We start from the raw sequence: 25,541 nt of genomic DNA on the forward strand, positions 1-25,541 counted from the left end.
GTCGTATTCCACGCCGCCCGCAGGTGTGCCCGACCCCACGCCGCTGCCTCGGGGAGGATCAACGGTGAGCTGCGGGTTCCGGGGTCGGGTGCACGACGACTGTGAGCGGCCAGGGTGCTCGGCGCCAGGCCGGGCGCAGGCGGCCCGACCGGGCGAGGAGGACCGCGACGACCGTCGTCGCGAGCAGGGCCAGGGCGCCCGTGACCACCAGGCCGAGCCGGACACCGAGCTGCTCGGTGAGCCACCCCTGCAGCAGCCCGCCGAGCGCGTGGCCGCCGAGCAGCAGCGGCGAGTAGAGGGCGAGGACCCGTCCGCGCACGGGCCGGTCGGCGGTGAGCTGCACGAGGGTCGCGGCCGTGGTGAGGAACAGCAGGGTGGTCGCGCCGACGACGGTGAGCATGACGAGGAACGTCGCCTGGTTCGGCGCCAGCGCCGCGAGCGTCTCGGCGACGGCGAACGCGGCGGACGCGACGACGACCGACCGGGCCCGCACCCGCACGAACCGCGCGCCCACGAGCACCCCGGTGAAGGCACCGACGGCGCTCACGGTGTTGTACAGCCCGAAGCCGCCGGCGCCGGTGTGCCAGACGTCCTGCGCGAACGCCGTCAGCACGACCGGTCCGTTCATGCCGAGCGCCCCCATCAGCCCCGCGAGCACGATCACCCAGCCGAGCCGCGGGCGGTCCCGCACGTACCGGACGCCTTCCCGGACCTGACCGCGGGCCGGGCGGACGGGCGGGGCGACGTGCAGCTCGCGGCGGCGCATCGACAGCACGACCGACACGACCAGGAGGGCGACGACGCCGTTCGCGGTGAACGCCCACGACTCGCCCCAGCGGTGGATCACGAGCCCCGCGACGGCCGGCCCGATCATCCCGCCGGCCTGACCGAGCGCGTTCACCGTGCTCACCGCCCGTTGCAGCCAGCGGTCACCGACGACCTCGCCGACGAGCACCTGCCGGGCCGGCTGGTCGACGGCGGTGACCAGCCCCATCAACGCGGCCGCGACGTACAGGTGCCAGACCTCGACGGTGCCCGTGAACGTGAGGGCGGCGAGCGCGGCGGCGAGCACCGCCTGCGCGGTCTGCGCGATCGCGACGAGCCGCCGCTTGTCGTACCGGTCGGCGAGCAGCCCGCCCCACGGCCCGACGAGCAGCAGCGGCAGGAACTGCAGCGCGACGAGCACGCCGACGGCCTCGGAGCTGCCGGTGATCTCCAGGACCAGCCAGTCGGCGGCCATGCGGAGCATCCACATACCCGTGCCGCCGAGCAGCTGCGCGCCGACGAGCAGGCGGAAGTTGTGCAGCCGCAGGGGCGGACGGTCGTCGGGAGGGTTGGGCTGGTCGGGTCTCAGGACGCGTCCCGGGTCGTCAGGGGAGCCGGACGTGCTGGGGGCCGAGCTGGTCGACGGACGCGACCCCGAGCAGGGCCATCGTGCGCCGCACCTCCCGGGTGAGGATCTCGACGGCCCGGTCGACGCCGCGCTCACCGCCGGCCATGAGGCCGTAGAGGTACGCGCGTCCGACGAGCGTCGACCGTGCGCCGAGCGCGATGGCGGCGACGACGTCGGCGCCGGACATGATCCCGGTGTCGACCCACACCTGCGTGCGGTCGCCGACGGCCTCCGCGACGTCGGGCAGGAGCCGCAGGGGCACGGGGGCCCGGTCGAGCTGCCGTCCGCCGTGGTTGGACAGCACGATCGCGTCGGCCCCGGCTTCGGTGACGCGCCGGGCGTCCTCGACCGTCTGGATGCCCTTGATGATGAGCGGCCCGTCCCACGAGGCGCGCAGCCACTCGAGGTCCGCGAGCGTCATCGAGGCGTCGAAGAGCTTGTCGAGCAGGTCCGCGACGGTCCCGCTCCACGACGACAGCGACGCGAACGTCAGCGGCTCGGTGGTCAGCAGGTTCATCCACCAGGCGGGGTGGGTGGCGGCGTCGAGGACGGTCCTGACGGTGAGCGCCGGGGGGATCGAGAAGCCGTTGCGGGCGTCGCGCAGCCGGGCGCCGGCCACCGGCACGTCGACCGTGAGCATGAGCGCCTCGTACCCGGCGGCCTTGGCGCGGGCCATGAGGTCCTCGCCGGCGGCCCGGTCCTTCCAGACGTAGAGCTGGAACCACTTGCGGGCGTCCGGTGCGGCCGCGGCGACGTCCTCGATCGACGTCGTGCCCATCGTCGAGAGCGCGTACGGGATGTGGTGGCGCTCGGCGACGCGGACGACGGCCCGTTCGCCCTCGTGGTGCATCATCCGCGTGAAGCCGGTGGGGGCGAGCGCGAACGGCAGGGCGGAGCGCGTGCCGAGCATCTCGGTGGACGTGTCGACCTGGGAGACGTCGTGCAGGATCGAGGGCCGGAACTCGAGGTTCCGGAACAGCGAGCGGGCGCGGCGCAGGCTGATCTCGGCCTCGGCGGCGCCGTCGGTGTAGTCGAAGACCGAGCGGGGGGTGCGGCGGCGGGCGACCTGCCGGAGGTCGGCGATCGTGAGGGCGTCGTCGAGGCGACGACGGGTCGGGTCGAGCTGGATCGGCTTGGGTCGCAGGAGCGGCTTGAGCTCGGACCACGACGGGATCTGACGGTCGGTCACCGGGGCTCCAGGGTGTGTGGCGCGTCGTCGGGCTGCACGGAGGTGGATCTTTTGAAACGATACACTCACGTCACCCGGTGCGGTCCAGAGGGGTGTCGCACGGTGGTCGCCATCGCGGCTCCGGACCCGGGGCGTGCCGCGTCGACGGCGCGACGATCTGCCCGGGTAGCGGCTTTGTAACGATTCATCGCGATCCGTTGACACATCGGCAAGCGCTCACCTAGCGTCCGGAATGCGCTTTCACACCCCGAGCAAGGAGGCTCCCGACGATGAAGCGGACGTTCTGGAAGGCGGTCGCGGTTACTGCCGCCGCCGCACTCACCCTCGCCGCGTGCGCCGGTGGTGACGCGGGCGACGACGAGGCCGCCCCCACCTCCACCGGCCCCGACACCAGCCCCGTCACCATCAACTTCACGTGGTGGGGCAACGACGACCGGGCCGCCCGCTACAACGAGGCCCTCGCCCTGTTCAAGACGAAGTACCCGTACATCACCGTCCAGACCAGCTTCGCCGCGTTCCCCGACTACTGGACGAAGCGCTCCACCGAGGCCGCCGGCCGTGCCCTGCCGGACGTCATGCAGTTCGACCTGTCCTACCTGCGCGAGTTCAGCCAGAACGGGCAGCTCCTCGACCTCGCGCCGTACGTGGAGAACGGCTCGATCGACCTGTCGAACTTCGACGAGAACCTCGTGAAGTCCGGTGAGCTCGACGGCAAGACCGTCGGCATCCCCACCTCGACCAACACGTTCGCGATGTTCCAGAACCCGCACGTCATCGAGGCGACGGGCGCGACGTTCCCGGACGACACCAAGTACACGTGGGACCAGTACAACGACTTCATCGCGGACGTCTCCGACGCCGGGGCGAAGACCGCCGACGGCTACGGCCTCTACGGCGCCGTCGACTACACCGGCACCTTCTGGTTCTTCATCCAGTGGCTCCTGCAGAAGGGCATCACGCCGTTCGAGGACGACGGCACCTTCGGGTTCAAGGAGAAGGACATCGTCGAGTTCCTGAACCTCACCGCCGACCTGCGGGACGCCAAGCAGGTGTACCCGACGGACCGGAACGTGGCGCTCGCGCCCAAGGGCGGGTTCACGGTGAACGAGACCGCGTCCGAGATGAGCTGGGACAACTTCCTGGCCGGCTACGTCGCCGACTCCGGCACCGCCGACCTGGCCATGGCGCAGATCCCGTCCATCAAGGCCGGCGAGAAGCACCTGTTCTACAAGCCGTCGATGCTGCTGTCGTCGGGCGCGAACACCAAGCACCCCGAGGCCGCGGCGACGCTCATCAACTTCCTGCTCACGGACCCCGAGGTCGGCAAGATCTTCGGCACCTCCAAGGGCGTTCCGGCCGACTCGAAGCAGCGTGCGGCCGTGACGACCGAGGAGGGCAGCGTCGACGCCCAGGTCATCGCGTACGAGGAGAAGGTCGCCGACTCGGTCACCGAGCCGACCCCGATCCCCGTGAAGGGCTTCGGCGCCATCGAGGCCAAGTGGAAGTCCCTCGGCGAGGAGCTCGGCTACGGCACGCTCTCGCCCGAGGACTTCGCCTCCCAGTGGTTCTCGGAGGCCGAGCTCAGCACCCAGTGACCGCCGGTGGGCCGCCCGTCCAGCACGGGCGGGCGGCCCGCCGTCCGGACCGGCGGGGGTCGCCACCTCCGTCGACGACGATCGGAACCACCGTGACCCTCATCGCCGAGGCACCCGTCGGGACCCGCCCCCGACCCCGCCCGTCCGACGTCCGCCGCCGCCGGCAGCGCGCCGAGACCCGCGCCGGGTACGCCTTCCTCGCCCCGTGGCTGATCGGGTTCGTCGTGCTGACGGCCGGACCGATGCTCACGTCGCTGTACCTGTCGTTCACGAACTACAACCTGTTCGCGCCGCCGAAGTGGATCGGCCTGGACAACTTCCGGCTCCTGTTCAAGGACCCGAACTACCTGCAGGCGTGGAAGGTCACCGGCACGTACGTGATCTTCGGGACGCCGCTCAAGCTCGCCGCCGCCCTCGGCGTCGCGATGCTGCTCAACACGGCGCACCGCGGCAAGGGGTTCTACCGCTCGTCGTTCTACGCGCCGTCGCTCATCGGGGCGTCCGTGTCGATCGCCATCGTCTGGAAGGCGATGTTCATCGACCACGGCATCGTCGACCGGATCCAGGTGTTCTTCGGCTTCCCCGAGGGCGGCTGGGTCGGCGACCCGTCGCGCACCATGCCGATGCTCATCATGCTGACCATCTGGCAGTTCGGGGCGCCCATGGTGATCTTCCTGGCCGGCCTCAAGCAGATCCCGAACGAGCTCTACGAGGCCGCGTCGGTCGACGGCGCCGGGCCCGGACGCAAGTTCCTGAAGATCACGCTGCCGATGCTGTCGCCCGTCATCTTCTTCAACCTGCTGCTCGAGACGATCCACGCGTTCCAGGTGTTCGCGTCGGCGTTCATCATCTCGAACGGCACCGGTGGGCCGGCCCGGTCGACCCTCTTCTACACGCTGTACCTCTACTTCCGCGGCTTCCAGGACTTCCGGATGGGGTACGCGTCGGCGATGGCCTGGGTGCTCGTCGTCGTCGTCGGGATCCTCACGCTGATCTTCTTCCGCAGCTCGAAGTTCTGGGTGCACTACTCCGGGGAGGGCAAGTGACCACCGCCGCCGCCATGCCGACCGGGTCGACCGTCGCGTCCGTGTCGTCGACCGCCGTGCCCTCGGGCCCGACCGTCACCGTCGAGGAGAGCGCCCGGCTGCACCGCCGGCACCGCAACCGGACGAACGTGAGGTCCGTGGTGTTCCACGTGCTCGCGCTCGCGCTGGTCGTGGTGATCCTCTACCCGGCCGTCTGGATGCTCGTCTCGGCCTTCAAGCCGACCGCCGACATCGTCGGCAACGTCAGCCTCATCCCGAAGGACGCGTCGTTCGACAACTTCGCCAAGGCCCTGCAGGGGATCGGCGGCGTCTCGTTCTGGCGGTTCTTCACGAACTCGCTGATCCTGGCGCTCGGGTCGGTCATCGGCATCACGCTGTCGTGCTCGGTGTCCGCCTACGCGTTCGCCCGCATCGAGTTCCCCGGCCGCAACGTGTTCTTCGCCCTGATGATCGGCACGCTGCTGCTGCCGTTCCACGTCGTGATCATCCCGCAGTACATCGTGTTCAGCCGGCTGCACCTGGTCGACACGTACGTGCCGCTGCTCATCGGGAAGTTCCTCGCGGCCGAGGCGTTCTTCGTGTTCCTCATGGTCCAGTTCATGCGGAACCTGCCGCGCGAGCTCGACGAGGCCGCCCGCATCGACGGCGCCGGGCACGTGCGGATCTTCCGGTCGATCATGCTGCCGCTGATGAAGCCCGCCCTCGTGACGAGCTCGATCTTCGCGTTCATCTGGTCGTGGAACGACTTCTTCGGGCCGCTCATCTACCTGTCGAAGCCGAACCTGTACTCGCTGCCGGTGGCGCTGCGGCTGTTCGTCGACCAGACGACGACCTCCGACTACGGCGCGCAGATGGCGATGGCCGTGCTCGCGCTCGTGCCGGTGCTGCTGTTCTTCCTGATCTTCCAGCGGTACCTCGTCGAGGGCGTGGCCACGCAGGGGCTCAAGGGCTGATGGCCGCGCGTGCGACGCTGGAGCCCGTGAGCGAGGAACGCGACGACTCCCCGGTCCCTCCGGAGCGGCCCCTGCTGGGCGGGGGGCGGTTCGGGCTGTTCAGCGAGTCGCTGGTCGTCGGGCTCGGGGTCTCGCTGCTGAGCCTGCCGGTCGTCACCGCGCTCCCCGCCCTCGCTGCGGGCGTCGCGCACCTGCGGCGGCACCTCGACGGCCGGTCCGACACCCTCGCCGACCTGTGGGCCGAGTTCCGGGCCGCGTGCCGGGGCGTGTGGGTCGTGTCGGTGGCGTCCGTGCTGCTGCTCGTGGTGCTGCTGTTCAACGTGCAGGTCGCCGGCTCCGGGGTGCTCCCGGGCGGGACCGGCGTGCGTGTCTTCTCGGCGGTCATAGCCGTGACGCTGCTCGTCGTGCTGCTGCGGTCCGCCGCCGGGTGGGTGCCCGGCGCCCGCTGGAACGACGTGCTGCGGGCCGCCGGGCGACGGACGGGCGACGACCTCGCCGGGTCGTTCCTGCTGGTCGTGGCCCTGGGGCTGTGCGCGGTGATCGTGTGGATGCTGCCCCCGCTGGCGGTGCTCGTGCCGGGGCTCCTGTCGCTCGCGGTGGTCGCGGTCGAGCGGCGTGCCGGGAAGCGCTGAGCCTCTCGATGGCGTCGCGCCGCCTCGTCTGGTCGGACGAGTTCGACGGACGGCCGGGCTCGCCGCCCGACCCTCGGGTGTGGCGGCACGAGGTCGGGGCGGGCGGCTGGGGTGACGAGCAGGTGCAGCGCTACACGGCCGACCTCCGCAACGCCCACGTCACGTCCGGGCACCAGCTCGCGCTCACGGCGCACGGCGGGGAGGACGTCACCTCCGCGCGGCTCACCACCTCCGGCACCGTCGACGTGCGGCACGGCCGCGTCGAGGCCCGCATCCGGCAGCCACGGGGGTCCGGGCTGTGGTCGGCGTTCTGGATGCTGGGCACGGACCTCGGCGACGTCGGCTGGCCGGCGTGCGGCGAGATCGACGTGATGGAGCACGTCGGGTCGCAGCCACGGGCGGTGCACGGGACCGTGCACGGACCGGGCTACGCCGGGCTCGGGAGCGGGGTGACGGGATCGGTCCAGGCGTCGTCGGCGCTCGCGGACGCGTTCCACGTCTACGCGGTCGAGTGGGCTCCCGACGAGATCCGCTGGGAGCTGGACGGCATGCCCTACCACCGGGTGGCCCCCGCCGACGTGCCCGGCCCGTGGCCGTTCCGGCACCCGTTCTTCCTGGTGCTCAACGTCGCGGTCGGTGGCCGCTGGCCCGGGAACGACGCCGCGGGGCTGCGGCTCCCGGCGACGATGCTCGTGGACTGGGTGCGGGTGCACGGCGTGGCCGGCTGACCGGGCATGGCGCTCGTATCGGTTCGACGACACGTCCCGAGGTCTGGTCCACCGGCCGTTCTCGGCCTACGCTTGCCGAGACGGAACGCGCTTTCCAAGCGTCGGTGCGACGACGCACCGCGGCGAGAGGACCGGACACCACCACCGTGATCGAGACCGATGTGACCCCCGCCCCCACGACGACGAGCGGCCCGGCCGACGGCCCGACCGCAGGCACGACCGCCGGGACGACCGCCGGCGCGGCCGCCGTGGTCGACCAGAACCCCACCGCGCCCCGCCCGCCGTCGAGCGCGAGTGCCGCGCCCGGTCCGGGCGTGATCCCCGCGTTCGCCCCCGCCCCGCCCGGCGAGCAGCGCCGCGTCGCGGTCGCCGGCACCGGCCACCGCGCCGGCATGTACGTCGGCGCGGTCACCGGCGAGCACGCCGACGTCGCGACGCTCGTCGCGTGGCTCGACCCCAACCCGGGCCGCATCGACCACTACGACGCCGAGGTCGGTGCCGCGCTCGGGCTCGACGGCCCCGCGCGGCTGCCCCGGTACACGCCCGACGGGCTCGAGCGGATGGTCGCCGAGCAGCGCGTCGACGTCGTGATCGTCACCGCCCCCGACCACGCGCACGCCGACCTCGTGGCCCGCGCGCTCGCCGCGGGCGCCGACGTCGTCGTCGAGAAGCCCCTCACCACCGACCGCGCCGGCTGCCGGCGGATCACGTCGGCGGTCGCCGAGTCCGGCCGCGACGTCACCATGACGTTCAACTACCGGTACGCCCCGCGGAACAGCTCGCTGCGCGAGGTCGTCCGCTCCGGCGCGATCGGCGACGTCACGAGCGTGCACTTCGAGTGGGTGCTCGACACCGTGCACGGCGCCGACTACTTCCGTCGGTGGCACCGCGAGAAGCGGAACTCGGGCGGGCTGCTGGTGCACAAGTCGAGCCACCACTTCGACCTCGTCAACTGGTGGCTGGGCGACGTGCCGTCACGCGTGTACGCGTCGGGCGGGCTGCGGTTCTACGGCGACCGGAACGCCGCCGCACGCGGCCTCGGGCCCCGGCCGGCACGCGGGACGGGGACGACCGGCGACCCGTTCGCGCTCGACCTGACCCACGACCCGCGCCTGAGGTCGCTGTACCTCGACGCCGAGTACCACGACGGCTACCTGCGCGACCAGGACGTGTTCGGGCCCGGCATCACCATCGAGGACAACCTCGCGCTCGTCGTCGACTACCGCCGCGGCGCGACCATGACGTACTCCCTCAACGCGCACAGCCCCTGGGAGGGGTACCGGGTCGCCGTCAACGGCACGGCCGGGCGGGCCGAGCTCGAGGTCGTCGAGCGCGGCGCCGTCGAGCTCGACGAGCACGGCAACGCGATCCTCGACCCGTCCGCCACGCCCGGTGCGTCCGCACGTCCGTCGCTGCGGCCCGAGGGGGAGCGGTTGCTCGTCCAGCGGCACTGGGAGCAGCCCGTCGAGCACCCGATCCCGGCCGGCATCGGCGGGCACGGGGGCGGTGACGCGATCCTGCTCAAGGACGTCTTCCGCCGGCACCTGCGCGTCGAGGAGGACGCCCTCGGGCGGCCCGCCGGGTACCTCGACGGGCTGCGGGCCGTCGCCGTCGGCATCGCCGCCAACCAGTCGCTCGTCACCGGGCTGCCCGTGACGATCCGCGACCTCGACCTCGGCGCGGACCTGTCGCTCACGACGGCGGCCCCCGTGGCGGTCCGGTGACCTCCGGGCCGGAGGCCGTCGGGCGCACCGGGACGCGGGGCACGGCGGCCGTCGCGACCGCCCGTGCGACGACGCGTCCGCGTCTCGACCCTCGGCCCCGGGTCACCGCGCAGCACGACGTCGGCCGGTCCGTCGACATCGGCGCCGCGGGCGTCGTCCTCGCGCGGTACGTGTACGTGCCCGACGACGCCCAGCTCGAGAGCCCCCGCCCGTACCTGCACCCCGTGCGGACCCGCGGCGGCGACCTCGTCACCGCGTTCCGGCCGCACGACCACGTGTGGCACAAGGGGATCGCCTGGTCGCTGCCCGTGGTCGGCGAGCACAACTTCTGGGGCGGGCCCACCTACGTGCACGGCCAGGGGTACGTGCAGCTCGACAACGACGGGTCGATGGACCACCAGGCCCTCGACGTCCTCGCGGTCGGCACCACACACGGCACCGCGGACAGCAGCGCGGGCGGCGCCGACCGGGTCGACCTCGCCCACACCCTCGCGTGGCACACGCAGGCCGGCGCGCACGTGGTCGACGAGCGCCGCGAGCTCGCCGTCGTCGTCCCGCGCGACCGCGACAACGTCTGGTTCCTCACCTTCGCGACCACCATGACCAACGTCTCGCCCGACGACCTCCCGCTCGGGTCGCCCACGACGCGCGGCCGCGACAACGCCGGCTACGGCGGCCTGTTCTGGCGCGGCCCCCGCTCGTTCACCGGCGGCACCCTGCTGGCCCCCGGGTTCACCGGCGGCGAGGAGGCGCGCGGCACCCGGGCGCCGTGGATGGGGTTCGTCGGGCAGCACGACGACGTCGGCCGCGCGTCGAGCGTCGTCATGGTCGACGCCGCCGACAACCCGCAGCACCCGCCGCAGTGGTTCGCCCGCACCGAGCTGTTCGGCTGCCTCGCCCCCGCGCCGTTCTTCTCCACCGAGGTGCCGTTCGGGCCCGGCGACACCCTGCGGTTCCGCTACGCGGTCGCCGTGGCGGACGGTGCCGTCGACGAGACCGGCGCCGCCGCGCTCGCGGACCTCGGTCGCGGCATCCTGGGCGCATGAGCGTGCTGCCCGGCGGCGTGTCGGTCAGCCACCTGCGGGTCTACGACTGGCCCGCGGCCGACGGGGTCGGCCTGGTCGGGTCGGGGTCGCCGCACCTGCACGTCGCCTCGGCCGAGGCGTACCTGGTGCTCGCCGGCACGGGCGCCGTGCACACGCTCGACGCCTCCGGGTTCCACGAGCACCGGGTGGGGCCGGGGTCCGTCGTGCGGTTCGACCCCGGCGTCGTCCACCGGGCCGTCAACGACGGCGACCTCGAGGTGCTCGTCGTCATGTCGAACGCCGGGCTGCCCGAGGCGGGCGACGCCGTGCTCACCTTCCCGCGTGCCGTGCTCGCGGACGCGGCGGCGTACCGGGCGGCGGCCACCCTGCCAGGGGCCGGGGCCCGGGACGACGACCTCGCGGCGGCGGCCCGACGGCGCCGCGACCTGGCCGTCGAGGGGTACCGCGAGCTGCTCGACGACGTCGCGCGCGTCGGACCCGTCGCCGCGACGCGTGCCCTGCACGACGCCGCCGTCCGGCTCGTGCGCCCGGCCGTGCCGCACTGGCAGGACCGGTGGACGCGGACCGTCCTGGCCGAGACCGACGCGTCCGCGCTGCTGCTCGAAGGGCTGGCCCGCGGAGTCGTGCCAGGGTTCGGCGCCGCGCGGACCTCCGCCGCCCAGGCGGAGCCCGGTGCCCGCCGGTACGGGATGTGCGGGCGGCTGCGCGTCTGGCCGTCGAGCGGCTGACGCCCCGGCAGGCCGGTCCGCCGGGTCGGTCCGCCGGGTCAGGCCGCCGGGTCATGCCGCCGGGTCAGTCCGCCTGGTCGTAGCTGTCGACCACCGACACGTCGAGCGAGAACTCTACGGGGAACCCGCCGAACAGCAGCCGCCCCGCCTCCGCGGCGGCCTCACGGACGGCGTCGGCGACCCGCTCCGCGACGTCGGCGGGGGTGTGCACCACGACCTCGTCGTGCAGGAAGAACACCAGGTGCGGCCGCCCGCGCGCGCCGCCCTCGGCCGACCCGTCGGCCGCCTGCCCGAGCATCGGCTCCGCGGTCCCGTCGATCGCCAGCAGCCGCCGGCGCAGCGCCGCCATCCAGCACAGCGCCCACTCGGCGGCTGTGCCCTGCACGACGAAGTTGCGCGTGAACCGGCCCCAGTCGCGGCCGCGACGACGGGCCGCCCGGACCTCCTCGGCCCCGGCGCCCTCGGCCGCGGCCGCGTGCAGGGCGTCCTGCCACTCGGCGTCGGGCACGGGTGACGAGCGGCCGAGCCACGTGGTGACGACCTCGCCGCGCTCACCGGCCCGGGCGGCGTCCTCGACGAGCCCGACCGCCCGGGGGTACGCGCGCGTGAGCTGCGGCATGAGGGCCGCGCTCGCACCGGTCGTCGCGCCGTAGATCGCGCCGAGCATCGCGTACTTGGCGTCCTTGCGGCTCTGGACGATCCCCGCCTCGACGACCCCCTGGTACAGGTCCGCCCGACGTGCTGCCGCGGCCATCGCGAGGTCGCCCGACATCGCGGCCAGGACCCGCGGCTCGAGCTGCGCGGCGTCCGCGACGACGAGCCGCCACCCCGGGTCCGCCCGCACGGCCGCCCGGATCGCCGCGGGGAGCTGCAGCGCGCCGCCGCCGTTCGTCGCCCACCGGCCCGACACCACCCCCGCGGGCACGTACTCGGGCCGGAACCGGCCGTCGTGCACCCACGTGTCGATCCAGGCCCACCCGTTCGCGCTGAGCAGCCGGGACAGCTTCTTGTACTCCAGGAGCGGCTCCCGGACGGGGTGGTCGAGCGCCTGGATCTCCCACTTGCTCGTCGACGCCAGGTCGAACCCGGCCAGGCGCAGGCCGCGCAGCAGGTCCGGCTGCGAGTCAGGGTTGAGCGACGGCTGGTCGAGCGCGGTGCGCACCCGGTCGGCGAGCGCCTCGAGCGTGGCCGGCCGGCTGCCCGCCCGGGGCCGAGGTCCGAGCATCCGCGTGAGGATCTCGTCGTGCGTCCGTGCGCTCCACGGCAGGCCGTCGTGCCGCATCTCCTCGGCGATCAGGGCACCCGTGGACTCGGCGGCGAGCAGCAGGCGCAGGCGGCCGGGGTGCGTCGCGCCGGCGACGGACGCGAGCTGGCGGGTCAGCTCCGCGGCGGGGTCGAGGCCGTCGCCTCCAGGAACCGGGGCCGGCTCGTCGTCCGCGTCGAACAGGCTCGCCTCGACGGGCTGCGGCGCGCTCGGCCGCGGGCCGTCCCACGCGGTCCGCGGGCCGACGGCGACGGGCGTCCCGGCGGTGTACGCGCTGTGCCGCAGGATCGCGTGGCACAGCCGCAGGTCGTGGCAGCGTTCGACCCGCACCCCGGCGTCGAGCAGCGGCGGGTAGCGGCGGGACGTGTCGTCCCACACCCAGCGGGGGCGGTCCCGTTCCCGGTCGGCGACGGCGGCCGGGAGCCCGGCGGCGGGCACCTCCGTGCGGGTCAGCGGCTGCCCGTCGTCCGTGAGCTCCTGCAGCAGGACGACGCCGGGACGGACCGGGTCGTCGAGCACGAGCTGCAAGGGCACGGCACATTGTCGCCGCCACCACCGACAGCCCGACGGCCCGGCGCACCTCACGGCGGGTCGGCCGTGCCGGTGCCGGCCCGGTCAGCCCGCCTTCGCGACCGGCGCGTCCACCGCCCGCCGCTCGGTCCGTCGCATCGCGAAGATCCACGGCCCGCCCTCGGCGAGCGGCAGCGGCTCCCGGACGGGGTCGTACCCCAGCGCCTGGTAGTACCCGACGTTGTCCGGCTTGGTCGTCTCCAGGTAGCTCGGCGCCTCGTCGCCGTCGACGAGCCCGAACGCCGCCGCCATGAGCCGCTTGCCGCGACCCGCGCGCTGCAGGTCGGGCCGGACGCCGAGCGCCTCGACGTACCAGGTGTCCGTGGGCACGCCCGACGCGGTCACGTCGCCGAACCGGATGATGCCCAGGCTGTGCTCGCGGGTGTACAGCGCGATCCGGGCGATGCGGCCCGCCTGGCGCCACCAGCGGGCCGCCGTCATCGGGTACGTGCCGGGCGGGTAGATCGCGATGGCGCCGGTCACGACGCCGTGCAGCTTCGTCACGAACGCGCGGCCGTACCGCACCGAGTCGGACAGCGTCATGCGGTACATCGCCCGCAGCTCGTGCTCCCGGCGACGGCGCACGGGGAACAGGTGCACGAAACCCGGGTCCTCGGCGAGGGCCGCCGCCAGGACCGTCGCGGCCGCGCGGACGTCCTCGGGGCGCAGGGGCACGACGACGTCGGGCGGGGGCGGTGCGAGCATGTCGCGCATCTTCTCTGGGACATGCGTCCAGATGCAACCCATCCGTCCCGGTTCGTCCGCGCGGGTCCGCGGGGCTCAGGCACGCTGCCGGGACCGCCTCAGTGCGCCTCGCGGACCACCGCGACACCGCCCGCCGGGACCTCGAGGACCCCCGCGACGGGCCGGTCGGCGAGGAGCTCGTGGCCGCCGGCCCGGACCTGCACGTCGGCGTCGGTGTGGTTGAGCACGACGAGCCACGACCGCCCGTCGTCCGCGACCCGCCGCACCGCCTCCACCCCCGGCCCGATGCCCGCGCCACCGCCCGCGGCGAGCCCGTCGACGACCGGCCGCACCCCCGCCTCGGCGACGAGCGCCGCGGTGAGGTCGTCGAGCGCCTCGGGGCTCAGCCGGGTCGCGAGGTACCACGCCGCACCGCCCGCGTCGCCGACGGGTCGACGGGTCACGGCCGCACCGCCCGCGAGGTCGCCGTCGACGAACGTCCGGACCGCCTCCGTGCCGGGTCGCAGGTGGAGGTGCTCGGACCAGACGTCGGCGGTGCTGCCGTCGTCGAGCGTCACGGTCTCGCCGTCCTGGAGGGCCCAGAACTCCTCCGCGCGCACCCCGAGCAGGTCCCGGAACGCGCCCGGGTACCCGCCGAGCCGCACGTGGTCGTGCTCGTCGACGATCCCGGAGAAGTACGTGACCAGCACCGTCGCACCCCGGTCGGCCGCGGCCGCGAGGTTGGCCGCGTCGGCGTCGGTCACGACGTACAGGGTCGGGACGACGACGAGCCGGTAGCCCGTCAGGTCCGCGGACGGCGGCACCACGTCGACCGTCACGCCCTGCCGCCACAGCGCCCGGTAGTGCGCGAGCACGCGGTCCGGGTAGGTGACGTCGGCGGACGGGTGCGAGTCGAGCTCGGTGCCCCACCAGGCCGGGTAGTCGAAGACGAGGGCGACGTCGGCGTGCACCCGCGAGCCCCGCAGCTCGCCGACCGCGCTGAGCGCCGACCCGAGCGCGACGGTGCTCCGCCACACGTCCGAGTCGGTCCCCGCGTGGGGCAGCATCGCCGAGTGGTACTTCTCGGCGCCCGCCGCCGACTGGCGCCACTGGAAGAACATGATCGCGTCGGCGCCGCGCGCCAGGTGGCCGAACGAGTGCCGCAGCATCTCGCCGGGCCGCTTGCTGCGGTTGCGGGGCTGCCAGTTCACGGCCGACGTCGAGTGCTCCATGAGCATCCACGGGTCGCCGCCCGCGACGCCGCGGGACAGGTCGGCGCTGAACGCGAGCTCGACGTGCGCGTCCTCGTCGTGCGCCCGGGTGTAGTGGTCGTTCGCGACGACGTCGAGGTCGCCGGCCCAGGAGAAGTAGTCCATCCACTTCGTGCCCGTCGACATCATGAGGTTCGTCGTCGTCGGGACGTGCGGGGTGACCTCCCGGAGCACGTCGCGCAGCTCGCGGTACCAGGCGAGGAGCTCGTCGGACGAGTACCGGGCGAAGTCGAGCTGCTGCGTCGGGTTCGGGTACGTCGGGGCCTCGCGCGGCGGGAGGACCTCGTCGAACGTGTCGTACCGCTGCGACCAGAACGCGGTGCCCCACGCGTGGTTGAGGGCGTCGACCGTGCCGTACCTCGCCTCCAGCCAGCGGCGGAACGCGGCCGCCGAGTCGTCCGAGAAGTCGTGGGGCACGTGGCAGCCGAGCTCGTTGTCGACGTGCCACAGGGCCAGCGCCGGGTGGGCCGCGTACCGCTCGGCGACCGTCCGGGCCATCCGCAGCGCGTACGCCCGGTAGGTCGGGGAGGACACCCGGTACGCCTGGCGCCCGCCCGGGTGCAGCACGGTGCCGTCGGCCAGCTCGGGGAGGATCTCGGGGTGCGTGCGGGACAGCCACGGCGGCGGGCTCGCCGTCGCCGTCGCCAGCGCCACCCGGATGCCCGCCGCGTGGAGCCGGTCGAGGACGTCGTCGAGCCAGCCGAAGTCGTGCTCCCCCTCGCGGGGCTCGAGCTGCGCCCACGAGAAGATCCCGACGCTCACCAGCGTCACGCCCGCCTCGCGCATGAGCTCGACGTCCTCGACGCGGGTCGCGAGCGGCCACTGCTCCGGGTTGTAGTCGCCGCCGTACGCGATGCCGTCGACGCCGAGGGGCCAGGGGGTGGTGGTCATGTCGTCCTTCGTGAGAGGGCTGCCGGGGTGAGCGCGCCGGTGGTGTCGCGCAGGTCCTCGACGCCGTGCAGGAACCCGTCGCGCAGCGTGCTGCCCGGGGCGAGGTCGTCCTTCGTGACCGGGCGGCCCAGGGCGGCCGACGCGTAGATCGCCGTGACGAGCTCGAGCGACCGGTGCGGCTCGGCGGCGACGGCGGGCAGCGGACCGCCGTCGCGCAGGGCGTCGTACACGGCGCGCAGGAGCGGGGTGTGGCCGCTCGGCTCGTCGTCGGACGGGAGCGTCCACGACGCCGGCGCGGGCGCGGGGTCCCCGCCGGTGCGGTCCGGGGCGGGGGTGAGCCGCCACGAGCGGGCGTCGTGGCCGTACAGGTGCTCGACCTCGACCGTGCCGAGGGTGGTGTCGATCCGGACGTAGCTCGTCTGCCGCGGTGCCAGGGCCGTGGTGAGGACCGAGACGACCGCGCCGTTCGCGAACCGGACCGTCGCGGTCGAGGTGTCCTCCGTCTCGACGTCGCGCGCGAGCCGGAACGCCCGCGCGTCGACCTCCGCCCACTCGCCGAGCAGGAACCCGAGCAGGTCGAGCTGGTGGATGCCGAGTCCGAGCAGCGGGCCGCCGCCCTCCGTCGCCCACCGCCCGCGCCACGGGACCGCGTAGTAGTCCTCCTGCTTCCGGTACCAGAGCGTGTGGCAGACCCCGACGAGCGGGCGGCCGAGCTCGCCGTCCGCGAGGAGCCGCTGGACGTGGCCGACCGCGGTGCCGGTCCGCTGCTGGAAGACCACGGCGTACCGGCGGCCCACCTCGTCGGCGACGGCGAGGACGGCGTCGAGGTCGGCGAGCGACAGCACCGGGGGCTTCTCGCACACGACGTGCGCCCCGGCCCGCAGGGCGGCGACGGCCTGGTCGCGGTGCAGGCCGGGCGGGGTGCACAGGTGGACGACGTCGGGCACGTCGACCTGCGCGGCGAGGAGCGCGTCGAGGTCGGCGTACCGGCCCGGGACGGCGTACTCGTCGGCGAACGCGTCGCGGACCTCGGGGTTCGGGTCGGCGACGGCGACGAGCGTGACCCGCGGGTCCGTCGCCAGCACCCGGGCGTGCGCGTGGGCGATGGCCCCGGTCCCGACGATCGCGACGCGCAGGGCGTCCTGCACCGTGGTCGTGCTCCCGGCTGTCTCGGTCACGTTCGCTCCTCGCTCTCCGTCCGCCGCGTCGCGGTACCGGCCTTGCTACGGTAAGCGCTTGCCCCGGATCCGTCCACGCCCGCCCGCCCCTCCGGTGGGTGGACGGGCCGTGGGGGTCAGGGACCAGGGATCAGGGATCAGGCCGTCGGGTCCGAGGAGCCGCGGACCACGAGCTCCGGCTGGAACTGGACCCGCTGGTGGCGGAACGCGTCGCCCTCCGACCGCTGCCGCAGGAGCAGGTCGGCCGCGGTCCAGCCGAGCTGGTGCGTCGGCTGCCGCACCGACGTGAGCGGCACGGTGAGCATCGACGCGAACACCACGTCGTCGTACCCCACCACGGCCATGTCGCCCGGCACCGCCACGTCGCGGGCGCGCAGGGCGCGCAGCACACCGAGCGCGGTGAGGTCGTTGACGCAGAACACCGCCGTCGGACGGTCGTCGGCGTGCTCGTCGAGCACCCGCAGGATGCCGGCCTCGCCGCCGTCGGCGTTCAGGGAGGAGATCGTGACCTCCACGAGCGCCCGCGCCGGGTCGAGGCCCGCCGCGGCGAGCGCCTCGAGCACGCCGGCGCGCCGGTCGACGCACTGCTTGATCGTGGGCGGTCCGTTGACGAACGCGATCCGGCGGTGCCCGAGAGAGACGAGGTGCTCGACGGCGAGCGCGGCGCCGCGCACGTCGTCGACCGCGACGGACGAGACGTCGTCGACGGGGGAGGTGGCGTCGAGCAGGACGACGTCGATGCCGCGCTCGCGCAGCGCGAGGACGGCGTCGAGCGAGCCGGCGGACGGGGTCACCATGACGCCCTGCACGCCGTGCTCCTCGAACAGCCTCAGGTAGCGGGCCTCGCGCTCGGGGTCCTCGTCGGACGACGACAGCATGAGGGTGTACTCGTCGGACGTGAGGCGGTCCTCGATGCCGCGCGCGACCTCGGTGAAGAACGGGTTGGCGATGTCGAGGACGATCGCGCCGACCGTCTGGATGGTGCCCGCGCGCAGCTGCCGGGCGGAGGCGTTGCGGACGAACTGCAGCTCCTCGATCGCCACGAGCACCCGGTCGCGCGTCGGCTCGCTCACCTGGTCCGGGCGGTTCAGCACGTTGGAGACGGTCCCGACGGACACCCCTGCCCTGCGGGCGACGTCCGTGATCGACGGGCGACGGTCCGCGCGTCCTCGTGTCGTCGTCGACATCGACGGTCGTCCTCTCGTCGCGCTCGCGGTGGTGCTCTCGTCGGTGCTCTGGTCGGTGCTCTGGTCGGTGCACTGGTGAGTGCTCTGGTCAGGCACGAGGTGCGCCCGATGCTAGTTGCCGCCGTCGGTGCCGCTGCGGTGCCTCGCTGCATCACGAAGACGTCACAACTCTTGCGGCGTCCGGGACGCGCCATTAGCGTTGATGGTAGTGAATCGATTCACCATCCTCAAGGGAGAGGCCATGGCGGAATCAGACGACGAGCCCGGGCCGACGTCCAGCCATCCGGGCGCGTCGGCGGACGCGGCACCGGCCACCCCGGCTGCCCCGCTCGGCCCGGCCGCCCCGCTCGGCCCGGCTGCCCCGCTCGGCCCGTCGACGCGCACCCCCGCGCCGACGCTCGTCGTCCGTGGCCTCGTCAAGCACTTCGGCCCGGTCGTCGCGCTCGCCCGCGCCGAGCTCGAGGTCCGCCCCGGCGAGATCCACGCGCTCGTCGGCGAGAACGGCGCCGGGAAGTCGACGCTCGTCAAGCTCCTCGCCGGCGTCTACCAGCCCACCGCCGGGCAGATGCTCCTCGACGGCGCACCCCTCGAGCCCCGCACCCCCGCCGACGCCCGGGACGCCGGCGTCGCCGTCATCTACCAGGAGCCGACCCTCTTCCCCGACCTGTCCGTCGCGGAGAACGTGTTCATGGGCCGCCTCCTCACCGGCCGCGGCGGGCTCGTCTCCCGCAAGGCCATGCGCGAGCGCACCCGCGAGCTGCTCGCGACCCTCGGCGTCGAGATCGACCCCGACCGGCCCGCGCTCGGCCTGTCCATCGCCGACCAGCAGCTCGTCGAGATCGTCAAGGCCGTGAGCCTCGACGCGAAGCTCCTGGTCATGGACGAGCCGACCGCCGCCCTCAGCGGGGTCGAGGTGGACCGGCTGTTCGCCGTCGCGCGGCAGCTGCGCGACCGCGGGGCGGCCGTCGTGTTCATCTCCCACCGGTTCGACGAGATCTTCGCGCTGAGCGACCGGATCACCGTGATGCGCGACGGCGAGCACGTCAGCACGCAGGACACCGCCGCCACCGACACCGCCACGATCGTGCGGCAGATGGTCGGCCGCGCCGTCGACACGATGTTCCCGCGCACCGAGCGGACCCCCGGCGCGGTGGTGCTCGAGGTCCAGGGCCTCACGAGGGCCGGCACGTTCGAGGGCGTCGACCTGCACGTCCGCGCCGGGGAGATCCTCGGCATCGCCGGCCTCGTCGGGTCGGGGCGCAGCGAGGTCGTGCGGGCCGTGTTCGGCATCGACCGCTACGACTCCGGCACCGTCCGGGTCGACGGGCGCGTCCTCGCGCAGGACGGCCCCGAGCAGGCCATGCGGCACGGGCTCGCGCTCGTCCCCGAGGACCGCCGCAGGCAGGGCCTGCACACCGACCTGTCGGTCGCCCGCAACGTCGCCCTCACGCTGCGGCGCCGGCTCAGCCGCGGCGGCATCCTCACGAGCGGCGCCGAGTACCGGGTCGCGCACGAGTGGGCCGCCACGCTCCAGGTCAAGGCCCGCGACCTCGACGCCGTCGCGGGCACCCTCTCCGGCGGCAACCAGCAGAAGGTCGTGCTCGCCAAGTGGCTGTCGACGACTCCGCGGGTGCTCCTCATCGACGAGCCCACCCGCGGCATCGACGTCGGCACGAAGGCCGAGGTCCACCGGCTGCTCGACCGGCTCGCCGGCGACGGCGTCGCCGTCGTGATGATCTCCTCCGAGCTGCCCGAGGTGCTCGGCATGAGCGACCGGGTGCTCGTCATGCACGAGGGCCGGGTCACCGCCGTGCTCGACCGGGCCGACGCCGACCCCGAGACGGTGATGTCCGCCGCGACGGGGACCGTCCGGAGCGCCGTCGCATGACCCGCGTGCTGCGCCGGCGCGAGACGAGCATCGCGCTCGCCCTGGTGATCCTCGTCGTCGTCGCGACCACCGCGAACGACGCGTTCCTGCTCAGCAGCGACGGGTTCCGCGACCTGCTGCTCGCACCGTCGCTGCTGGTCCTGCTGGCCGTCGGCCAGGCGGCGGTCATCATCACGCGCAACGTCGACCTGTCCGTGAGCAGCACGCTCGGCCTCGTCGCGTTCGCGACCGGGTCGATGTTCGTCTCATCCCCAGGGCTGTCGGTGCCCGTCGTCATGCTGCTCGGGATCCTGCTGGGCGCGGCGCTCGGGGCGGTGAACGGCGGGCTCGTGACGAGCGCGCGCGTGCCGTCGCTCGTCATCACGCTCGGCACGCTCTACGCGTACCGCGGCATCACCGTGATCTGGGCCGGGACCGACCGGATCAGCGCCGGCGACATGCCCCGCAGCTTCCTGGCCATCGGCACCGAGCGCGTGCTGGGCATCCCCGTCGTCGCGCTCGTCGCGCTCGTGGTCGTCGTCGGTGCGGGCGTGTACCTCGGCTACGCACGGACCGGGCGGGAGTTCTACGCGATCGGGTCCGAGCCCGTCGCGGCCCGGCTGTGCGGGCTGCCGGTGGGGCGGCGGGTGTTCTTCGCGTTCGTGCTCTCGGGCACGCTCGCCGGGCTCGCGGGGGTGCTGTTCGCCGCGCGGTACGCGACCGTCGCGTCGAACGCCGGGACGGGGCTCGAGCTGCAGGCCGTCGCCGCCGCGGTGATCGGCGGCGTCGCGATCTTCGGGGGCAGCGGCACCGTCGCCGGCGCAGCGCTCGGGGCGGTGCTGCTCGCGACGATCGACCGGGCCCTGCCGATCCTCGGGATCCCCGACTTCTGGCAGCAGGCCGTGGTCGGCGTCCTCATCATCGGCGCGATCGTGCTCGACCGGGTGCTGGCCGTGCGCACCGCCCGCCGGCTGCGCTCCACGGGTGTCGCCGAGGCCGTCCGGCCCCTGCCCGCCGCGCGGGTCACCGGGGGTGTCCCGTGACCGTCGACCAGGTGCGCACCGTCCCCGCCGCGCCGAGCACCCGCACCCGCCTGACCCGGGTGCTGCTCGGCCGGGACGCCGCGATCACCGCGCTGCTCGTCGCGGTCGTCCTCGTCGCGTCGCTCACGGTCGACAACTTCTCGACCGCGACGACCTGGTACTTCCTGTTCCTCGACGTCTTCCCGATCCTGCTCATCGCCCTGCCGATGACGCTCCTGGTCATCGCCGCGCAGATCGACCTGTCGGTCGCGAGCATGCTCGGCCTGAGCAGCGTCCTGGTCGGCGCGCTGTACGAGAACGGCTGGCCGCTCGCGGTCGCGGCGCTCGTCGCGCTCGTGGTCGGCGCCGTCGGCGGGGCGCTCAACGGGTTCCTCGTCACCGTCGTCGGGCTGCCGTCGCTCGCCGTCACCATCGGCACGCTCGCGCTGTTCCGCGGGCTCGCCGTCGGCATCCTCGGCACCCGGGCCGTCACGGGCTTCCCGTCCGGCGCGCAGGACCTCGTCAGCGCGCATTTCGCCGGGACCGGCATCCCGGTGGTGATGGCGCTGTTCGTCGTCCTGGCCCTCGCGTTCGGCGTCGTGCTGCACGCGACCCCCACGGGCCGCCTCGTCTACGCGGCGGGGCTGAACGCCGAGGCCGCCCGGTTCGCGGGCGGGCGCGTCGGGCGGCTGACGTTCTGGCTGTTCGTCGCGAGCGGCGTGATGTCGGCGCTCGCGGGCGTCTACTGGACGCTGCGGTACGGCTCGGCCCGCGGCGACAACGCCGTCGGCCTCGAGCTGTCGGTCGTCGCGGCCGTGCTGGTCGGCGGCGTCTCCATCTTCGGCGGCCGGGGCGCGCTGCCCGGTGTGGTCGTCGGGGTGCTCCTCATCGGGGCGCTGCGCAGCGCCCTGCGCCTCGCGGACGTCTCGTCCGACGTGATCAACGTCGTCACGGGCGTCCTGCTCATCGCGACCGTGGTCGGACCCGGCCTCGTCGCCCGCGCCCGGGGGGCCGCGCGCCGCCCCGGCACCCGCCCGTCGGCCGGCGCCCCCGGCTGACACCCCGCGCTCGTCGCGCCGGCGCCGCCGGTGTGGCACGCACCCACGAAAGGGGCTCCACGATGAGGTGGTTCTCGCGTCGTTCGTCCGTCGGGGCGGCCAGCGCCGCGGCGGCACTGGTCCTCGCACTCGCGGCCTGCACGTCCGGGTCGCCGGGCGAGTCCGACACCGCCGGCTCGACGGGGACGGCCGCCGGCGGCAAGTCGGACCTGTCCATCACGTTCCTGCCCAAGAACCTCGGCAACCCGTACTTCGACACGTCCAGCAAGGGCGGCAAGGCCGCGGTCGAGGCGCTCGGCGGCACGTTCAAGGAGGTCGGCCCGACGGAGCCGACCGCCGACGGCCAGGTCAGCTTCATCAACACCCTCACCCAGCAGGGCGTCAGCGCGATCGTGCTGTCCGCCAACGACAGGTCGGCGCTGTGCGGCGCGCTCGACACGGCCAAGCAGGCGGGCATCAAGATCGTCACGTTCGACTCGGACGTCGAACCGGGGTGCCGCGACCTGTTCGTCAACCAGGCGACCGCCGAGGGCATCGCCAAGGCGCAGGTGGACCTGATCGCCGAGCAGATCGGCGACGCGGGCCAGATCGCGATCCTGTCGGCCACGGCCAACGCGACGAACCAGAACGCGTGGATCGACATGATGAAGACGGACCTGGCGGCCAACCACCCGAACATCGAGCTGGTGGACGTGGTCTACGGCGACGACGACGACCAGACGTCGTTCGACAAGACCGCGGCGCTCCTGCAGTCGCACCCGGACCTCAAGGGGATCATCTCGCCGACCACGGTCGGCATCGCCGCCGCCGCCCGGTACCTGTCGACGTCGGCGTCGAAGGGCAAGGTCGCGCTGACCGGGCTCGGCACGCCGAACGACATGCGCCCGTACGTGGAGGACGGCACGGTCACGTCGTTCGCGCTGTGGAACCCCGAGGACCTCGGCTACCTGGCTGCGTACGCGGCGGCGGCGATGGTCGACGGGACCATCACGGGTGCCGAGGGGGACACGTTCACGGCCGGTGATCTGGGGGAGTACACCGTCGGGGCGGACGCGACCGTGCTGCTCGGCGACCCGTTCGTGTTCGACAAGGACAACATCGGCGACTTCGACTTCTGACGGTCCCGGCACGTCCGCCGGCACCGGCCGGCGCAGGCGTCGGCCCACCGACGCCGCGCCGCCGCCAGCGCCGCCAGCGCCCCGAGAACGTGACTTCGGTGCGAGAAGGGCACTTCGAAGTGACGTTCTCACCCTGAAGTCACGTTCTCGGCGGAACCCGGAGCAGCGGGGTGACGGGATGGTGGCGGGCCGCGACGGGCGACGGCGGGGGTGGTCGGTCGCGGGCGGCGATGTGTGACGGCGGCCCGGTGGTCGGTGGTGGGCGGCGGCGTGGTCGTGGTGGGGGAGGAGGCAGGGAGGGACGTGGGCGTCGTGGGGGCGGAAGGCGGTGGGCGCGGGGGAGCGTGCGGATCCGCGCCCGTCGTCCGGCCATGCCTTGACACTGGGACTGCGTTTTCCGTAGGGTGTATGAATCGTTTCAAGGACGACTCGAGAGGGGCCCTCGCATGACCCGCGTGTGCTTCGTGTCCCGCGTCCGCCCCGACCGGCTGGACGAGTACCGCGCGCGGCACGCCGCCGTGTGGCCCGAGATGCTCGAGGCCCTGCGGGACACCGGCTGGCGCGACTACGCGCTGTACCTCGCCGAGGACGGCCTGCTCGTCGGCCACCTCGAGACCGACGACTACGCCGCCGCCCAGGAGGCCATGACCCGCACCGCGGTGAACCCGCGCTGGCAGGCGGAGATGAGCGAGTTCTTCGTCGCCGACGGCAACCCCGACGAGGGCTTCCGGGTCCTCGACGAGGTGTTCCACCTGGAGGACCAGCTGCGCGCCGCCGGCCTCCCGACCGAACCACAGGAGCTCCGCGCATGACCATCCACGACGTCCTCCGGCAGCAGACCATCGAGCTCCCCTCGTGGGCGTTCGGCAACTCCGGCACCCGGTTCAAGGTGTTCGCCCAGCAGGGCGTCCCGCGCGACCCGTTCGAGAAGGTCGCCGACGCCGCCCAGGTGCACCGGTACACGGGCGTCGCGCCGCGGGTCAGCCTGCACATCCCGTGGGACCTGGTCGACGACTACGACGCCCTCGCCCGGCACGCCAAGGAGCTCGGCGTGAGCATCGGGGCGATCAACTCGAACCTGTTCCAGGACGACGACTACATGCTCGGCTCGCTGACGCACCCGTCGGCCGCCGTCCGGAAGAAGGCGATCGCGCACCACCTGCAGTGCGTCGACGTCATGCGCGCCACCGGGTCCACCGACCTCAAGCTGTGGCTGCCCGACGGGCTGAACTACCCCGGCCAGGACTCGATCCGCGCCCGGCAGGACCGGCTCGCCGAGTCGCTGCAGGAGATCTACGCGGCGGTCGACCCGCACCACCGGCTGATCCTCGAGTACAAGTTCTTCGAGCCCGCGTTCTACTCGATGGACATCCCCGACTGGGGCACGTCGCTGCTGCACTGCCTCGCGCTCGGGGACCGGGCCTTCGTCGTCCTCGACACCGGGCACCACGCGCCGGGCACCAACATCGAGTTCATCGTCGCGCAGCTCCTGCGGGCCGGGCGCCTCGGGGCCTTCGACTTCAACAGCAGGTTCTACGCGGACGACGACCTCATGGTCGGAGCCGCCGACCCCTTCCAGCTGTTCCGGATCATGCACGAGATCGTGCAGGCCGGAGCCCTGGACCCGGCGAGCGGCGTGAACTTCATGCTCGACCAGTGCCACAACATCGAGCCGAAGATCCCCGGCCAGATCCGGTCGGTGATGAACGTGCAGGAGGCCACGGCGAAGGCGCTGCTGGTCGACGCCGACGCGCTGCTCGCGGCCCAGACGGCCGGTGACGTGCTCGGTGCGAACGGGATCGTGATGGACGCCTACAACACCGACGTGCGGCCGCTGCTCGCCGAGCTGCGGGAGCAGCAGGGGCTCGACCCCGACCCCCTGCGTGCGTACCGGGAGTCGGGCTACGCGGAGAAGATCGTCGCCGATCGTGTCGGCGGGAACCAGGCGGGATGGGGAGCATGAGCCCGGACATGAGCACGGCAGACGAGCTGGTCACCCGGTCGAACCGGTTGGGGGCCGACCCGAGGAACACCAACTACGCGGGCGGCAACACGTCGGCCAAGGGCACTGCGACGGACCCGGTGACCGGGGCGGACGTCGAGCTGCTGTGGGTCAAGGGCTCCGGCGGCGACCTCGGCACGCTCACGACGAAGAACCTCGCGGTGCTGCGCCTCGACCGCCTGCGCGCGCTCGTCGACGTCTACCCGGGCGTCGACCGCGAGGACGAGATGGTCGCCGCGTTCGACTACTGCCTGCACGGCAAGGGCGGTGCCGCGCCGTCGATCGACACCGCGATGCACGGGCTCGTCGACGCCGCGCACGTCGACCACCTGCACCCCGACTCGGGCATCGCGCTGGCGACGGCCGCCGACGGCGAGGAGCTCACGCACGAGGTG

General features: G+C 73.5%; 23 protein-coding genes. 16 read left to right on the plus strand and 7 right to left on the minus strand.

Annotated features, from left to right (window positions below; all coding sequences use genetic code 11):
- Nucleotides 1–58: 58 nt before the first annotated feature.
- Both Cch01nite_RS10860 and Cch01nite_RS10865 read right to left on the minus strand, forming a co-directional pair.
- On the minus strand, nucleotides 59–1,354 hold the full coding sequence (locus Cch01nite_RS10860) for an MFS transporter (RefSeq protein ID WP_373309922.1): 1,296 nt from the start codon (nucleotides 1,352–1,354) through the stop codon (nucleotides 59–61).
- 16 nt (nucleotides 1,355–1,370) lie between these two features.
- Complete coding sequence (locus tag Cch01nite_RS10865; RefSeq protein ID WP_203753187.1) at nucleotides 1,371–2,582, minus strand: alpha-hydroxy acid oxidase; 1,212 nt, start codon at nucleotides 2,580–2,582, stop codon at nucleotides 1,371–1,373.
- A 269-nt stretch (nucleotides 2,583–2,851) separates the two neighbouring features.
- On the opposite strand from Cch01nite_RS10865, the gene Cch01nite_RS10870 reads away from it, so the two are divergent.
- The 8 genes from Cch01nite_RS10870 to Cch01nite_RS10905 all read left to right on the plus strand — a co-directional run bounded on the left by Cch01nite_RS10870 (nucleotide 2,852) and on the right by Cch01nite_RS10905 (nucleotide 11,034).
- Complete coding sequence (locus Cch01nite_RS10870; RefSeq protein ID WP_203753202.1) at nucleotides 2,852–4,177, plus strand: ABC transporter substrate-binding protein; 1,326 nt, start codon at nucleotides 2,852–2,854, stop codon at nucleotides 4,175–4,177.
- Nucleotides 4,178–4,278: 101 nt separating this feature from the next.
- On the plus strand, nucleotides 4,279–5,223 hold the full coding sequence (locus Cch01nite_RS10875) for a carbohydrate ABC transporter permease (RefSeq protein WP_203753350.1): 945 nt from the start codon (nucleotides 4,279–4,281) through the stop codon (nucleotides 5,221–5,223).
- A 14-nt stretch (nucleotides 5,224–5,237) separates the two neighbouring features.
- Nucleotides 5,238–6,176, plus strand: coding sequence for a carbohydrate ABC transporter permease (locus Cch01nite_RS10880; protein ID WP_203753353.1), 939 nt, complete (start codon nucleotides 5,238–5,240; stop codon nucleotides 6,174–6,176).
- A gap of 26 nt (nucleotides 6,177–6,202) precedes the next feature.
- Nucleotides 6,203–6,808: a hypothetical protein gene (locus Cch01nite_RS10885; protein ID WP_239070255.1), complete on the plus strand. Its 606-nt coding sequence runs from the start codon at nucleotides 6,203–6,205 to the stop codon at nucleotides 6,806–6,808.
- Between the two features lie 8 nt (nucleotides 6,809–6,816).
- Nucleotides 6,817–7,536, plus strand: coding sequence for a glycoside hydrolase family 16 protein (locus Cch01nite_RS10890; RefSeq protein WP_203753205.1), 720 nt, complete (start codon nucleotides 6,817–6,819; stop codon nucleotides 7,534–7,536).
- Nucleotides 7,537–7,784: 248 nt separating this feature from the next.
- Nucleotides 7,785–9,260 (plus strand): Gfo/Idh/MocA family protein, encoded by a 1,476-nt coding sequence (locus tag Cch01nite_RS10895; RefSeq protein WP_203753359.1) that lies wholly within the window; start codon nucleotides 7,785–7,787, stop codon nucleotides 9,258–9,260.
- Nucleotides 9,257–10,306: a DUF6807 domain-containing protein gene (locus tag Cch01nite_RS10900; protein WP_203753207.1), complete on the plus strand. Its 1,050-nt coding sequence runs from the start codon at nucleotides 9,257–9,259 to the stop codon at nucleotides 10,304–10,306. Before Cch01nite_RS10895 ends, Cch01nite_RS10900 begins: the two co-directional genes overlap by 4 nt.
- On the plus strand, nucleotides 10,303–11,034 hold the full coding sequence (locus Cch01nite_RS10905; protein WP_203753210.1) for a cupin domain-containing protein: 732 nt from the start codon (nucleotides 10,303–10,305) through the stop codon (nucleotides 11,032–11,034). Before Cch01nite_RS10900 ends, Cch01nite_RS10905 begins: the two co-directional genes overlap by 4 nt.
- Nucleotides 11,035–11,098: 64 nt before the next feature.
- Here the strand turns inward: Cch01nite_RS10905 and Cch01nite_RS10910 are convergent, their stop codons facing one another.
- The 5 genes from Cch01nite_RS10910 to Cch01nite_RS10930 form a co-directional block, all read right to left on the minus strand.
- Nucleotides 11,099–12,832, minus strand: a complete 1,734-nt coding sequence (locus Cch01nite_RS10910) for a bifunctional 3'-5' exonuclease/DNA polymerase (protein WP_203753213.1) — start codon at nucleotides 12,830–12,832, stop codon at nucleotides 11,099–11,101.
- An 81-nt stretch (nucleotides 12,833–12,913) separates the two neighbouring features.
- Nucleotides 12,914–13,573 carry a GNAT family N-acetyltransferase gene (locus tag Cch01nite_RS10915; RefSeq protein ID WP_239070256.1) on the minus strand — a complete coding sequence of 220 codons (660 nt, stop codon included), beginning with the start codon at nucleotides 13,571–13,573 and terminating at the stop codon, nucleotides 12,914–12,916.
- Between the two features lie 98 nt (nucleotides 13,574–13,671).
- On the minus strand, nucleotides 13,672–15,714 hold the full coding sequence (locus tag Cch01nite_RS10920) for a beta-galactosidase (RefSeq protein WP_203753219.1): 2,043 nt from the start codon (nucleotides 15,712–15,714) through the stop codon (nucleotides 13,672–13,674).
- Nucleotides 15,711–16,892, minus strand: a complete 1,182-nt coding sequence (locus Cch01nite_RS10925) for a Gfo/Idh/MocA family protein (protein WP_239070259.1) — start codon at nucleotides 16,890–16,892, stop codon at nucleotides 15,711–15,713. Before Cch01nite_RS10925 ends, Cch01nite_RS10920 begins: the two co-directional genes overlap by 4 nt.
- Nucleotides 16,893–17,029: 137 nt before the next feature.
- Nucleotides 17,030–17,986 carry a LacI family DNA-binding transcriptional regulator gene (locus Cch01nite_RS10930; protein ID WP_239070262.1) on the minus strand — a complete coding sequence of 319 codons (957 nt, stop codon included), beginning with the start codon at nucleotides 17,984–17,986 and terminating at the stop codon, nucleotides 17,030–17,032.
- 1 nt (nucleotide 17,987) lies between these two features.
- Between Cch01nite_RS10930 and Cch01nite_RS22715 the strand changes: the two genes are divergently transcribed.
- The 8 genes from Cch01nite_RS22715 to Cch01nite_RS10965 all read left to right on the plus strand — a co-directional run.
- The gene (locus Cch01nite_RS22715) at nucleotides 17,988–18,158 is read left to right on the plus strand and encodes a hypothetical protein (protein WP_239070265.1); all 171 of its coding nucleotides are present in this window, start codon (nucleotides 17,988–17,990) and stop codon (nucleotides 18,156–18,158) included.
- 162 nt (nucleotides 18,159–18,320) lie between these two features.
- Nucleotides 18,321–19,967: a sugar ABC transporter ATP-binding protein gene (locus Cch01nite_RS10935; protein ID WP_203753225.1), complete on the plus strand. Its 1,647-nt coding sequence runs from the start codon at nucleotides 18,321–18,323 to the stop codon at nucleotides 19,965–19,967.
- Entirely contained in the window at nucleotides 19,964–20,989 is a 1,026-nt protein-coding gene (locus tag Cch01nite_RS10940; RefSeq protein ID WP_203753228.1) for an ABC transporter permease, read from the plus strand. Before Cch01nite_RS10935 ends, Cch01nite_RS10940 begins: the two co-directional genes overlap by 4 nt.
- Nucleotides 20,986–22,026, plus strand: a complete 1,041-nt coding sequence (locus Cch01nite_RS10945; RefSeq protein WP_203753231.1) for an ABC transporter permease — start codon at nucleotides 20,986–20,988, stop codon at nucleotides 22,024–22,026. Before Cch01nite_RS10940 ends, Cch01nite_RS10945 begins: the two co-directional genes overlap by 4 nt.
- A gap of 62 nt (nucleotides 22,027–22,088) precedes the next feature.
- Nucleotides 22,089–23,144, plus strand: a complete 1,056-nt coding sequence (gene rhaS, locus Cch01nite_RS10950; RefSeq protein WP_203753233.1) for a rhamnose ABC transporter substrate-binding protein — start codon at nucleotides 22,089–22,091, stop codon at nucleotides 23,142–23,144.
- 446 nt (nucleotides 23,145–23,590) lie between these two features.
- Nucleotides 23,591–23,956 (plus strand): L-rhamnose mutarotase, encoded by a 366-nt coding sequence (locus tag Cch01nite_RS10955; RefSeq protein WP_203753236.1) that lies wholly within the window; start codon nucleotides 23,591–23,593, stop codon nucleotides 23,954–23,956.
- On the plus strand, nucleotides 23,953–25,107 hold the full coding sequence (gene rhaI / locus Cch01nite_RS10960; protein WP_203753253.1) for an L-rhamnose isomerase: 1,155 nt from the start codon (nucleotides 23,953–23,955) through the stop codon (nucleotides 25,105–25,107). Before Cch01nite_RS10955 ends, rhaI begins: the two co-directional genes overlap by 4 nt.
- A gap of 8 nt (nucleotides 25,108–25,115) precedes the next feature.
- Nucleotides 25,116–25,541, plus strand: a 426-nt coding sequence (locus Cch01nite_RS10965) for a class II aldolase/adducin family protein (RefSeq protein ID WP_373309921.1), incomplete at its 3' end; no start/stop codon positions are given.

The organism is Cellulomonas chitinilytica (genome assembly GCF_016862675.1).
In the GTDB taxonomy this organism is placed as follows: Bacteria; Actinomycetota; Actinomycetes; order Actinomycetales; family Cellulomonadaceae; genus Cellulomonas; species Cellulomonas chitinilytica.

Coding starts and splice junctions, on each gene's coding strand:
- Cch01nite_RS10880 (WP_203753353.1), top strand. CDS start 5,238: ATGCCGACCGGGTCGACCGTCGCGTCCGTGTCGTCGACCGCCGTGCCC.
- Cch01nite_RS10935 (WP_203753225.1), top strand. CDS start 18,321: ATGGCGGAATCAGACGACGAGCCCGGGCCGACGTCCAGCCATCCGGGC.
- Cch01nite_RS10915 (WP_239070256.1), bottom strand. CDS start 13,573: ATGCTCGCACCGCCCCCGCCCGACGTCGTCGTGCCCCTGCGCCCCGAG.
- rhaI (WP_203753253.1), top strand. CDS start 23,953: ATGACCATCCACGACGTCCTCCGGCAGCAGACCATCGAGCTCCCCTCG.
- Cch01nite_RS10940 (WP_203753228.1), top strand. CDS start 19,964: ATGACCCGCGTGCTGCGCCGGCGCGAGACGAGCATCGCGCTCGCCCTG.
- Cch01nite_RS10890 (WP_203753205.1), top strand. CDS start 6,817: ATGGCGTCGCGCCGCCTCGTCTGGTCGGACGAGTTCGACGGACGGCCG.
- rhaS (WP_203753233.1), top strand. CDS start 22,089: ATGAGGTGGTTCTCGCGTCGTTCGTCCGTCGGGGCGGCCAGCGCCGCG.
- Cch01nite_RS10955 (WP_203753236.1), top strand. CDS start 23,591: ATGACCCGCGTGTGCTTCGTGTCCCGCGTCCGCCCCGACCGGCTGGAC.
- Cch01nite_RS10920 (WP_203753219.1), bottom strand. CDS start 15,714: ATGACCACCACCCCCTGGCCCCTCGGCGTCGACGGCATCGCGTACGGC.
- Cch01nite_RS10870 (WP_203753202.1), top strand. CDS start 2,852: ATGAAGCGGACGTTCTGGAAGGCGGTCGCGGTTACTGCCGCCGCCGCA.
- Cch01nite_RS10905 (WP_203753210.1), top strand. CDS start 10,303: ATGAGCGTGCTGCCCGGCGGCGTGTCGGTCAGCCACCTGCGGGTCTAC.